The following is a 12188-nucleotide window of genomic DNA, read 5'->3' on the forward strand; positions in this document are numbered from 1 at the left end:
GGCGGGGCTGATCGGGCGCTGCGGAGCCCAATTCGGGGGCTTCGGTCGGGTTTACTTGCGTTGGCCCGCGTCCTGAATGCGGGTAGGCGTGTCGGTACCGCTCACGATGCCGCGGGCACTGATGGCAATAGCCTCGATAACCGCCGTCATGTTCTTCAGGTCCAGGCTTTCCACCTCGTCGTCCACGCTGTGGTAGAGCTTATCGGTGGGAATCTGGTCGGTGCTGATGCTGTGGGCGGGCACGCCCAGCCGGGCCAGCGTGGCGTTGTCGGAGCGGTAAAAGAGCTGCTGCTCGGGGTACGGATCGGGCTCGAACTTAAACGAGCTGCCCTGCAGGTTGCGCTGCAGAATGGGCCCGAAGTCGGACTTGTCGAAACCCGTGATGAAGGCCGAGCCGGGGCCGAACTTCGAGACCTTGCCGATCATCTCGATGTTGAACATGGCCATTACCTTGGCCGGGTCGAGCTGTTTGGAGAAATACTGGGAGCCGAAGCCGCCGATTTCTTCGGCCGTGAAAGCCACAAACACCAGCGTGCGGGCGTTCTGCTTGGTTTTCTTGAAGTGCTCGGCCAGGGCTACCACCGCCGTGGTGCCCGAGGCGTCGTCGTCGGCGCCGTTGGCAATGGAGTCGCCGGCCACGGCGGGCAGGATGCCGATGTGGTCGTAGTGCGCGGAGAAAACCACCTGCTCGGCGGCTTTGGCCGCGTCGCGGCCGGGCAGCACGCCCACCACGTTGCGAATCTCCAGCTGCTTGATGCTGGTGCTGCCGGTGAGCTGGTACGGCGTGGCGTCGGTGGGCGTGGCGGCCGTGAGCACGAAGGCGGCGCTGGTCGGCTCCGGTCTTTCGGCGCGGAAGGCGCTGTGCTGCAGCTGCGCGGCCAGGCGCTTAAACACGGCCGCGTGCGCCGGGTCGATGAGCACCAGCACGTTTTCCTTGGCGCGCATCAGCGGCCCTACTTCCCGGCGAAAATCGGCCTGCGGGCCGACTACTACCACGCGCGGTGCGCCGGCCTGCCCGCTAGCCCAGCTTACCTGCTCCTGCCCGGAGAGCAGCACCACGTTTTCGCGCGGCACGGCGGCCCCGCCTACAGTGGCCTGCAGGGCGGTGGTCTTGATTTCGTAGGCGGGGAACGTCTGCTCGAACGAGGTGAGCCCGGTCAGCGGCTGCAGCCCGATGCGCTTGAACTCGCCGGCCAGAAACTGCGCCGCCTCGGGGGCGCCGGTGTTCAGGGCCCGGCCGCGCAGCTTGTCGTCGGCCAGCGTCTTCTCGACGCGCTCAATCGTCTTGGCGGAAATTTTCGTTTTGGCGGGTTTCGCCGCTTTCTGCTGTGCCGTGGCCACCTGCACGGCACTGGCCAGGGCCAAGCCCAGGAGAAGTCGTTTCATGTGCGCAAAGTAGCGGAACTGCTGCGGAGCGTTGCGCACGTGGAGCTACAGTTTTTGCGCCACGCAGTACCCCAGCTGCGTCAGAAGCAGTACCCAACGCATGGCTGAGGCGGCTAAAGCAGCAAACCGGGCACGGCGCAAAACCCATTTGGGCTCTACGGCTTATTCTCTACAGGCATGTAGAACATGCAAAGGGGCTGCTGCAAGAGCCTTAATTCGCGAACCAGCTGCCGGGCTTGTCGTACCTTGGCTCGTCCGCTGTCCTTAGCTCCTATGTCCGACACGCCCCTCTCCAGCCTCTACCGGCCCTCCCTCACCCTGCTCACCGACCTTTACCAGCTCACCATGGCGTACGGCTACTGGCGGCAGGGCATGCAGGACCGTGAGGCCGTGTTCCACCTGTACTTCCGTAAGGCGCCGTTCAACGGCGGCTACGCCGTGGCCGCCGGCCTGGCCTACGCCGTCGACTGGCTGGAAAACCTGCGCTTCTCGGAAGAAGACCTGGCTTACCTTGGCTCCCTGCGCGGCAGCAAGGGCGGCGTGATGTTCGAGCAGGGCTTCCTGGATTATCTGCGCGACCTGCGCTTCACCTGCGACGTGGACGCGGTGGCCGAAGGCACGGTGGTGTTCGGCAACGAGCCGCTGATGCGCATCCAGGGCCCGCTGCTGCAGGCCCAGCTGGTGGAAACGGCCCTGCTCACGCTCGTGAACTTCCAGACGCTGATTGCCACCAAAGCGGCCCGCATCCGCGAAGCCGTGGGCCCGAATGACCAGATTCTGGAGTTCGGCCTGCGCCGCGCCCAGGGCTTCGACGGCGGCCTCTCGGCTACCCGCGCCGCCTACCTCGGCGGCGCCGACGGCACCTCGAACGTGCTGGCCGGGCAGCAGTTTGGCATCCCCGTGCGCGGCACCCACGCCCACAGCTGGGTAATGGCCTTCGAGGGCGAGGAAGAAGCCTTCGACAAGTACGCCGACGCCTTCCCCGACGATTCCGTGTTCCTCGTGGATACCTACGACACGCTGGAAGGCGTGCGCAACGCCATCAAAGTAGCCGAGCGCCTGCGTGAGCGGGGCCACGAGCTGGGCGGCATCCGTCTCGACTCCGGTGACCTGACCTACCTCAGCGTGCAGGCCCGCCAGCTGCTCGACGCGGCCGGCTTCCCCAAGGTGCGCATTGTAGCCAGCAACGACTTGGACGAGCAACTCGTCACCGCTCTCAAACTCGAAGGCGCCCGCATCGACACCTGGGGCATCGGCACCAAGCTCGTCACGGCCTACGACCAGCCGGCACTGGGCGGCGTGTACAAGCTGGCTGCCATGAAAAAGGCGGACAACTCTGGCTGGGACTACACCATCAAGCTTTCCGAGCAACTGGCCAAAACCAGCATCCCCGGCATCCTGCAGATCCGGCGCTTCTACCACGACGGCAAACCCGTGGCCGATATGCTCTACAACTCGGCCGAGCCGCTGCCCGAGCAGCTCACCATCGTGGACCCGCTGGACCCCACGCGCCGCCGCCCGGTGCAAACCACCAAGTACCGGGAGTTGCTGGAGCCGGTGTTCCGTCAGGGTAAGCGCGTGCTGGAGCTACCCACGCTGGCCGAGAGCCGTCAAAGAGCCCGCGAAGAAGTCACTTCGCTCGACCCGAGTACCCGCCGTTTCCTGAACCCGCACACTTACCCGGTGGGCCTGGAACGCGGCCTGCACGAGTTCCGCACCCAGCTGATTCTGGAGAAGCGGCCGCAGCGGCCGGCGTAACATAGCTTATCCACCATAGCCATAAAACGAGGCCCGCTGAAAACACCCAGAGGGCCTCGTCCTTTTTCGGCTCAACAGCGCCAAGCATCTTACGCCGGGCAACTGAACGTCAAATCCTGAACCGATATAGTACCCTGGTTTATGCGACGTTCCAGCCAGCCTTATTGCTGTATGTTTCAAAGCTGACTTGTGAAACATACGGGTACTCTTCGCCCTTCGTCTTCCGCTCGTATGCCTGCTGGGCCAGGTACAGCACACTCTCGAATTCCATATTTACCGGCCATTCATCCGGATTCGCCAGAACCTGCTCGAAGAACGCCTTTCCATTGACGACGACAGCGCAACGGCTGTACAAAAAATCGTCAACCGAAATATAAGGCTGGCCGCCAATATAGGTTTTAGGACCCGGGTAACAGGCATCGGCGTAACGCTGCCCATCCAGTAAATACAGCTTCTCGGCCAATAGCTCATCAAAGGCGAAAATATCCTCAGCTGGCATAGCTGCCAGGCGCTTTTCGGCGGGGCGCATCACGGCTTCGTCGTCGCCAGTTCGCTTCCAGTTGAAGGCCGCAATCAACTCCCAGAACAAGTCCTCATCCATGGGTCGGTATGCGGTTGCCTGCTTAGCCGGAATAGGCTCGTCGGTTCCTACTTCGCGGTAGCCCTTTTTCAGCTTCTCCTGAATCAGCTTGGCCGCTTCGGCTTCGCAGGTGGCCACGTCCGCCAGCTCTTTTCGGTTCACGCGCCCATTCGTACCCACTTTGCCGAACGTCACGGTATACGCCGCGCCATTGGTTACGATGTTCCAGAACTTGTTCGATTCGCCTTCTTGGTTGATGAAGTAACGTTGCACGTCTATCTGCTGAGTAAAATGAGGTCCTTAAAAATACCGTGGCCGCTGACTGTACAGTCAGCGGCCACGGTATTTTAGACGCTTCCGCCCTTTAAATTTCGTACTTCAGCTCGCCCGCGCCGACTTTCAGCGTAATCGTGGGCTCACTGATGATACGCCCTGCTACCTGGGCCTGATAGCCTTTAGCCGTCAGTTCGGCGGCTACGGCTTCGGCCTGGTCGGCGTCGGTGACGAGCAGCATGCCGTTGCCCATGTTCCAGTACAGGTAAGCGTCGGCGGGGCTGATGCCGCCCAGCTCGGCCAGCTGGCTCATGGCGGGCAGCGGCGCGAACAGATTATCCAGGTCAGCTCCTACCCCATTTTTCAGCACGCGCTTGAAGTTATCGGCCACACCGCCGCCGGTGATGTGCGCGGCCGCGTGCAGGGGCAGACTCGCATCGAGGATGGCCGCGACGCCGGGCGCGAAGATGAGCGAGGGCGCCAGCATCACCTCGCCCCAGGTCTGACCCATCACGTCGGCATCGGCGCCGGTGTAGGGGGCCTTGTGCCAGGCTTCACCGAAGGCTTTGGTGAGCACGCGGCGGGCCAGGGAGTAACCGTTGGAGCGGAACGACGGGGAGCGAAGAGCCACCACGGCCTGGCCGGCGCGCACGTTGGCGCCGCTGAGCGGCCGCTCCAGGCTCGGGTGCAGCACGCCCACGGCGGTAGAGCACCAGTTGAAGTTCATGCGGGCGCCGGGGTAGCCGCCGATGCGGTTGCCCAGCTCGGCAATTTCCCCGCCCGTCACGGCAATGCTACTGAACTGCGCCGCGTCGTGCAGGCCGCGCATCAGCTCGTCCACCACCTCGTAGTTCAGCGTGTTGACGTCGATGATGTTCGAGAGGTTGGTCGGGATGAAGCCGGCCACCACCAAATCGTCGGCCACCATGGCAATCAGGTCGTAGCCCAAGGTATCGAAGCGGTCCACGCGCTCGGCCACTTCGATTTTAGTACCGATGCCATCGGAACCAATGCCCAGACGCTCCGCTCCGAAGCGAATTTCGTTGGAGAAGCCGCCTTCCAGGTCCTGCGCCGGCTCCCCGGGCTTACCGGCGCGGGTGGCGAAGGTCTTCTTGGCCCAGTTGTAGGCGTTGCGCGAGGCGGCGTTGCCTTCTTCGATGGAGTAGCCGGCGGTTTCTTTGAGGCTGGCGGCGGCAGTGGTCTGGCTCATGAGCATGATTGAACGAAACTCCCCCTCCTCAGCTGAGGAGGGATGCCCGAAGGGCGGGGTGGTTGACAATCGTTGAACGATTATCGAGGCAACGGTTGAGGTTACTATCTGACGCGAGGTCAACCACCCCGGCGTCAGCTAAAGCTGCCGCGTCCCCTCCTCAGATGAGGAGGGGAGTTGGTCGTGCTAGTGCTCCGTGGGTGCCGGTGCTTTGGCGCTGACGGAGGTTTCCGTCGGGCGCTCTTCCTTGTTGCGGTGGCTCGTGCGCTCCTCCTGGATGTGGCGCAGGTACTTGGTCACGTCGCCGGTGGGGTACTTACCCGAGAAGCAGGCGAAGCAGCTGCCGCCGTGGCCTTTATCCTCGCCAAACAGGTTCTGCAGGTCTTCCAGGGACTGGTAAATCACCTTGTCGGCCTCGATGTAGCGGCAGATTTCCTCCTCGGTGTAGTTGGCCGCAATCAGCTCGGTGCTCATGGCCATATCGATGCCGTAGATGCAGGGCGAAATGATGGGCGGCGCCGAAGAAATAAAGTACACCTCGGTGGCCCCGGCCTCGCGCAGGATGCGCACAATGCGCCGCGAGGTGGTGCCGCGCACGATGCTGTCGTCGACCACGGCAATCTTCTTGCCCTCCACGAACTCACGGATGGGGTTGAGCTTCTTCTTGACCACGTCCTCTCGGCCGGCCTGGCTGCTCACGATAAAGGAGCGGCCCATGTGGTTGTTTTTCACCAGCGCCCGGCGGTAGGGCACGCCAATGGCTTCGGCCAGGCCCGAGGCCGAAAAGTAACCCGAGGAGGGCACGTCAATGACCATGTCCGGCTCAATGCCCGACTCGATAACCTTGCGGGCCAGCATCTTGCCCAGGCGCACCCGCTCGCGGGCCACCAGGCGGCCGTGGATAACGGAGTCTTCGCGGGCGAAGTAGATGTGCTCGAACACGCAGAAGGCCTTGGGCTTATTCGGCTGGTTCTTGAAGTGCACGTTGAAATCCTTGTCGATAAACACCGCCTGGCCCGGACCGATGTCCTTCACCAGCTCGAAGTCGAGGTAGTCGAAGCAGGTGCTTTCCGAAGCAAAAGCAAAAACCGGCCCGTCGGGCGTGTCGCGGCGGCCCATGACCAGCGGGCGGATGCCATGCGGGTCGTTGAAGGCCAGCAGGCCGTGGCCGGCAATAACGGTGATGGTGGCGTAGGCGCCCTTCACCAGCTCCTGCGTGGTTTCCACCGCGTCGAAGATGTCGACCACCGACAGCGCGTCCAGGTTTTTCAGGCGCAGCTCCGAGGCGAAGGTGTACATGATCAGCTCCAGGTCGTTGCTGGTCTTGGGCAGCACGTGGTACTTCTCGTGCAGGCGCTTGGCGGCCTGGCGGAAGTTGATGACGTTGCCGTTGTGCACCATGGCCAGCCCGAAGGGGTAGCTGGTGGTGAAGGGCTGGGCCAGCTCGGCGTCGTTGGAGCCCTGCGTGGTGTAGCGCACGTGCCCGATGCCGATGTTGCCCTTGAGTTTCTTCAGGTGCTTGGGCTTGAACACGTCGTTGATCAGCCCGTTGCCCTTGTGCAGGTGGAAGTTGCCGTCGAAGGAGGCAATGCCGGCAGCGTCCTGCCCGCGGTGCTGCAGGGCGGTGAGGCCGATTACGATGTCGCCGACGACGTCATCCGGGCCGAAAAAACCAACGATTCCGCACATATCGAGTTGTCAGTTGTCAGTTGCCGGCGTGCAGGCCGACGGAGCTGGGTGGTGCTAGAGAAGGGAAATGCTGCTACTGCGACGCGGTAGCGGGGGCAGGCGTTTTGGGCAGCTCGCCGCGGATGAGGCGGGCCAGGATATCGGCGTAAAAGCGGTGCTCTACGGCCAGGCCGCGGCGCTCTACGTCTTCCAGAGTTTCAGCGCCGCGCAGGTCCACGGGCGCCTGGGCCAGCACAGGGCCAGTGTCCAGGCCCTCGTCAACAAGGTGCACGGTGATTTTCGTTTCGGGCAGGCGGTTTTCCCAGGCCCACTCATAGGCGTGCAGGCCTTGGTGCTGGTGCGTGTCGGCGGGGTGAATGTTCAGGATGCGACCGGCAAAGGCCCGAATAAACGTCGGCGAGAGGATGCGCATGTAACCGGCCAGCACGATGTAGTCGGGCCGAAACTGCTCCAACTTCGCTACTACGTCCGCGTCGAACTCGGCGCGCTTGCGGCCCCTGGAATCGACGCTGGCGGTGGCGTAGCCCAGCTCAGCAGCAGCCTGCAGGCCAGCGGCTTCGGGAATGTTGCTGAATACTACGGCTATTTCGGCCAAGCCCTGCAGCACGCCTTCGCGCACTTCGCGGGCCAGGGCCAGCATGTTGGAGCCGCGCCCGGAGAGCAGAATGGCGAGGCGGGCCTTGCCGGTCGGCGCCGACAATGGTGCCTCACCCCCCGGCCCCCTCTCCGCGGGAGAGGGGGGACCAGACGGCATAGGCGAAGTGGTGCTACGGCTCAAAGTCGTAGTACCACTATCGTTAAACGATTCGCTCTGGGCTGCGTCAGTCATCATTAGTAAGCTTGGCTTACCAGCACCGGCGCGGGGCGCTGGCCGATATCGGTGCGGTAATAGGCATCCTGGAAAGTGACTTTTTTCACCTCGGCGTAGGCACGTTCCACGGCTAGTTCCAGATCGGGGCCACCGGCAACTACGGTCAGCACGCGGCCGCCGCTGGTTACCAGCTGGCCGGCTTCGTTGTGCTTGGTTCCGCCCTGGAACACCAGCGTCGCGGGTGCCACCGCGTCAAGGCCTTCGATGGCAAAGCCCGTCGGGAACTGCGCGGCCGGGTAGCCGCCCGAGGCCAGCACCACCCCCACGAAAGCGCCCGGTTTGGTGCGCACGCCCACTTCGGCCAGGCGGCCGTCCAGCGCGGCGGTAATCAGCTCCACCAGGCTGCTGCCCATGGAAGCCAGCAGCACCTGGGCTTCCGGGTCGCCGAGGCGCACGTTGTATTCGAGCAGCTTGGGGCCGGTGGGCGTGAGCATGATGCCGAAGTAGAGGAAGCCCATGAAAGGCAGCCCTTCGGTGCGCAGGCCGTTCAGGGTCGGCTCGATGATGACTTCGCGGATCAGGCTCAGCACGTTGTCGTCGGCGAAGGGCACGGGGCAGTAGGCGCCCATGCCGCCGGTATTCGGGCCCTGGTCGCCGGCGTGCAGCTGTTTGTGGTCCTGCGAAGGCGGGAGCAGCCGCATGGTCTTGCCGTCGGTGATGCCGATGATGCTGATTTCGGGGCCGGTGAGTTTTTCCTCCACCAAAAAGGAGTACCACTCGTGGCCGGCCGGGGCCAGCGCCTGCATTTCCCGCAGAGCGGCGTCGAATTCGGCTTCCGACGAGCATACCCACACGCCCTTGCCGGCGGCCAGGCCGTCGTACTTGAGTACCACGTGGCCGCCTTGTTTGGCCGCGGTAGCGCGGGCCTGCTCCAATTGGTCAGAGCGGAATGTCCAGGCCCGGCCGGTGGCCACGCCGTGGCGGCGCATGAAGCTTTTCGACCACACCTTGGAGCTTTCCAGCACCGCGGCGGCCTTGCGCGGGCCAAACACCCGGATGTCCGAATCGGTGAAGTAGTCGGCTACACCGGCGGCCAGCGGCGCCTCGGGGCCCACCACGATGAGCTTCACGTCGTGCTCCTGGCAGAACTGCTGAATGGCCGGAAAGTCGGTGGCGCTGATGCCGGGCACCGAGCCAGGGATGCCGGCGTTGCCGGGCAGCACGTGCACCTGGGCACCGTCCTGGGTGAGTTTCCAGGTCAGCGCATGTTCGCGGGCGCCGCTGCCGAGTAGGACGATATTGGTCTTGGGAGTTGCCAAAGGTCGAAAGGAGTTACTAGGGTAAAACAGTCGCTAGCTGATATCGTCAATGGAAATAATAAGCCCGTCGGCCAAGTGGAAAACGGACTTGCCCTGCAGTTGCAGGGTGTCGCCCGGCTGCAGCCCGTTGGGCAGCCCCACAGCTAGCACGGCGGTATAATCAATGTCAACTTCGACCCGGCCGGTGGCTACGCGCCAGTCGGTGACGCGCTGCTCCCGCTGCGTGAAGTACTGCGTGGCTTGTTCGGCCTGCTGTCGGAAAGCGTCCCGGCCGGTGGTCGTCAGGGTTACTTCGCCCGCCGCTATGTTGCGAAACACCACATCCTCGTGCAGCGGCTGCAGCATGCCGGCCACGTCGAAGCGGTTGTAGGCGTCGAGGTACTGCTGCACAATCTGCTTAGGATCGGCCATGGGGGAATGCATGATATTATCTGTCGCGCCGAGCGGCTTGCCGAAGCAGGCGGCGTTGTCGCGGCTGGCGTACTTGCCGTAGTTCTCGATGCGCTGGTAACCGTGCTGTTGGTAGAAACGGCAGGCTTCTGTGTTGGCCACACGGGTTTCCAGCCACAGCTCGGTGTAGCCGGCTTCACGCGCCTTCGCCTCCAGGCCAGCCAGCACCGTGCGACCAATGCCCTGGCCGGGGTGCCTGGCGTACATGCGCTTCACCTCCCCTACCACGTCGGTAAGCGGCCGCACAGCCCCGCAGCCCACGATTTCGTCACCGGTTTGGGCCAGCAGGAAAATGTGCCGTTCGTCGTCGGCCCAGCCCTGAAACGAGTCGCGCCCGTCGCCACCGAAGCGCGCCCCGAGTTGCGCCGACAGCTCATCGAGCAGCGGCCGGGCTTCCGGAGCTTCGGGGTGCGAGGCGACTAGGTGCAGTGGGCGGTTCATGCTTCGTGGATGGTCAGGCTTTGGGCTACCAGGACCAGGTTGTCTTGTTCGTGTGGTTTGCCAGAGTTGCCGAACGGGTCGAGCGAGAGGTAGTACAGTCCGTTTTCAAGCTTGGTCAGAACGATGTCCGAGTAGTTGTAATTGATGCTGTTGGTGAAGTCTTCGTCAACAACGGCCCGGACAACACAGCCAAACTCCAGCGTCAACAAACAGCTTTCGTATCTATTCTTTGAAACCCGCTTGCGCACCCGCAGCTGCACGGAGCCTTTGGAAGCGGCGGACTCGCCGTAGCGCAGGCTCAGTTCGACGGCGCGGATTTCACCGTCATTGAGGGCGTACTGCTGACCTACCGCTTCCAGATTCATCCGTTCAACTGCTCTACCGGAGCGTCCTGCATGAAGCCTTCCTTCACCAGGTTCTGCACCAGGCGGGCGGGCACGTTCACATCGGCTTCGCCGGCGCCGGCCAGGGGCTGCCCGGTGATGCGCTGGTAGATGTCGAGGTAGCGGCGGCTGGCTTCAGCGGTTACTTCCGGCGTCAGGGCTGTGGGGTACTTGCCGTCGACTTTGTGGGCAATCAGCCACTGGCGGATGTACTCCTTGTCCATCTGGGCGGCGCCTTCGGGGTTAGCGGCGTAGTCGGCCGCGTCCCAGAAGCGCGAGGAATCCGGCGTGTGGATTTCGTCGATGAGAATCAGTTCCCCGTTCAGCAGGCCGAACTCGTACTTGGTATCGACCAGGATAATGCCGCGCTCGGCCATCCACGCCGAGGCGAAGTTGAACAGCCGCAGCGCCACGACGCGCATTTGCTCGTACAGCTCGGCCGATACCCAGCCCTCCGACACAAGGTTTTCCGGGGTGATTTCGCGGTCCGATTCCTCCTTGGTGGTCGGCGTCACCAGGGGCTCGGCGAAGCGCTGGTGCTTGGTCAGCCCGTCGGGCACCGTTGCGCCCGAGAAGGTGCGCTGGCCCTGGAGGTAGCCGCGCAGCATGGTGCCGGTGAGGTAGCCGCGCACCACCATTTCCACGCGAATCGGCTCGGCCTCTTTCACCAGCATGGCGTTTGGGTCGACCACGCGGATAACGTGGTTGGGCACGATGTCGCGGGTCTTGTCGAACCAGAAATCGGCCAGGCCGTTGAGCACGGCGCCTTTATAAGGAATGGCGGTTTCCAGCACCGAGTCGAAGGCCGAGAGGCGGTCCGTCACGACGATAAGCCGCTCGCCCGAGGGGATGCGGTACGAGTCGCGGACTTTGCCGCGGTGCAGCAGTTCCAGCTGGGGCGTGTTGAATTGCGGGAGCGTGTTCATGGCGCTAAGCGTCGGGGGCGGCTAGAGAGAAACTTCGTTCGGGGCAGCTTCGGCGGGCTGCGCGGCGCGGCTCTGGCTGATGTGTTCCACGATGTTGCGGAACAGCTTCAGTCCGTCGCCTTCCTCCAACAGCGTGGGGTCGAGGCGCTTGCGCCGGGCCCAGTCGGGGTGATTGTAGAGCGAGAGGAAGGCCTCGGGGTGCGGCATCAGGCCGAAGACGTGGCCGGTGGTGTCGGTGAGGCCGGCGCAGTTCAGCTCGGCGCCGTTGGGGTTGTGCGGGTACAGCTCGGTTTCGCAGCCGGTGGCGTCGCAGTAAGTCAGGCAGTTCAGACCCTCGGCCAAGATGCGGCTCCTGATCTGCTCGTCGCGGATGACCAGGCGGCCTTCGCCGTGGCGCACGGGCACTTCCAGCGAGGTCAGGCCCTTGAGGAAGGGGGAGCGGTTGTTGGGGTTCACCGCCAGGCGCACCCACCGGTCTTCGTAGCGGCCCGAGGCGTTGTGGGTCAGCGTCACTTCGCGCTCCTGCTGGCCGGCGAAATCGGGCAAGAGACCCATTTTCACCAGCATCTGGAAGCCATTGCAGATACCCACCACGTAGCCGCCGGCCTTGATGAAGGCGCCAATTTCCTCCAGCAGCGTGCGGCCCGAGGGCAGCTTGCGGAAGCGCACCTTGTTGGCCATGACCACGCCCGAGCCCAAATCGTCGCCGAAGGAGAAGCCCCCGGGGAAGTTAAGCACGTCGTAATCGTGGATGCTGGTCTGCCCGCTAAGTACCTCGTTGAAGTGCACGATGGTAGCCGCGCCGCCCGCCAGCCGGTAGGCGGCGGCCAGCTCTTCCTCGCAGTTGATGCCGAAGCCGGTCAGGACCAGGGCGTGCACGCGTTGTTCGTTGTTCGGTTGTTCGGCAGGGGTGCGGCCGGCCATCTGCGTCGTCAGGTTTTCTGCTTGATTGCTCATCGTCT

At 63.5% G+C, this 12188-nt stretch carries 11 protein-coding genes; 1 reads left to right on the forward strand and 10 read right to left on the reverse strand.

Annotated features, from left to right (window positions below; genetic code table 11):
• Positions 1-51 precede the first annotated feature (51 nt).
• Complete coding sequence (locus tag B0919_RS16365) at positions 52-1386, reverse strand: M20/M25/M40 family metallo-hydrolase (RefSeq protein ID WP_139362184.1); 1335 nt, start codon at positions 1384-1386, stop codon at positions 52-54.
• A 273-nt stretch (positions 1387-1659) separates the two neighbouring features.
• Between B0919_RS16365 and B0919_RS16370 the strand changes: the two genes are divergently transcribed.
• The gene (locus tag B0919_RS16370; protein WP_078013356.1) at positions 1660-3144 is read left to right on the forward strand and encodes a nicotinate phosphoribosyltransferase; all 1485 of its coding nucleotides are present in this window, start codon (positions 1660-1662) and stop codon (positions 3142-3144) included.
• 139 nt (positions 3145-3283) lie between these two features.
• Here B0919_RS16370 and B0919_RS16375 read toward each other — a convergent pair whose 3' ends face one another.
• The 9 genes from B0919_RS16375 to B0919_RS16420 all read right to left on the reverse strand — a co-directional run bounded on the left by B0919_RS16375 (position 3284) and on the right by B0919_RS16420 (position 12183).
• Positions 3284-3997 (reverse strand): DUF4240 domain-containing protein, encoded by a 714-nt coding sequence (locus tag B0919_RS16375; RefSeq protein ID WP_078013357.1) that lies wholly within the window; start codon positions 3995-3997, stop codon positions 3284-3286.
• Between the two features lie 91 nt (positions 3998-4088).
• Entirely contained in the window at positions 4089-5207 is a 1119-nt protein-coding gene (locus B0919_RS16380) for an AIR synthase-related protein (RefSeq protein WP_139362185.1), read from the reverse strand.
• Positions 5208-5393: 186 nt separating this feature from the next.
• A complete protein-coding gene (gene purF / locus B0919_RS16385; RefSeq protein WP_078013359.1) occupies positions 5394-6896 on the reverse strand; it encodes an amidophosphoribosyltransferase in 1503 nt (500 codons plus the stop codon).
• Between the two features lie 73 nt (positions 6897-6969).
• A complete protein-coding gene (gene purN, locus B0919_RS16390) occupies positions 6970-7650 on the reverse strand; it encodes a phosphoribosylglycinamide formyltransferase (protein ID WP_078013360.1) in 681 nt (226 codons plus the stop codon).
• A gap of 77 nt (positions 7651-7727) precedes the next feature.
• Positions 7728-9026, reverse strand: coding sequence for a phosphoribosylamine--glycine ligase (purD, locus tag B0919_RS16395; RefSeq protein ID WP_217701038.1), 1299 nt, complete (start codon positions 9024-9026; stop codon positions 7728-7730).
• A 33-nt stretch (positions 9027-9059) separates the two neighbouring features.
• The gene (locus B0919_RS25525; protein ID WP_217701039.1) at positions 9060-9917 is read right to left on the reverse strand and encodes a GNAT family N-acetyltransferase; all 858 of its coding nucleotides are present in this window, start codon (positions 9915-9917) and stop codon (positions 9060-9062) included.
• Positions 9914-10282, reverse strand: coding sequence for a hypothetical protein (locus B0919_RS16410; RefSeq protein ID WP_078013361.1), 369 nt, complete (start codon positions 10280-10282; stop codon positions 9914-9916). Before B0919_RS16410 ends, B0919_RS25525 begins: the two co-directional genes overlap by 4 nt.
• Complete coding sequence (locus B0919_RS16415) at positions 10279-11226, reverse strand: phosphoribosylaminoimidazolesuccinocarboxamide synthase (RefSeq protein WP_078013362.1); 948 nt, start codon at positions 11224-11226, stop codon at positions 10279-10281. The genes B0919_RS16410 and B0919_RS16415 overlap by 4 nt, the downstream gene beginning before the upstream one ends.
• 21 nt (positions 11227-11247) lie before the next feature.
• Positions 11248-12183 (reverse strand): phosphoribosylformylglycinamidine synthase subunit PurQ, encoded by a 936-nt coding sequence (locus tag B0919_RS16420; RefSeq protein ID WP_217701040.1) that lies wholly within the window; start codon positions 12181-12183, stop codon positions 11248-11250.
• Positions 12184-12188 lie beyond the last annotated feature (5 nt).

Source organism: Hymenobacter sp. CRA2, from assembly GCF_002007105.1.
Classification (GTDB): Bacteria; Bacteroidota; Bacteroidia; order Cytophagales; family Hymenobacteraceae; genus Solirubrum.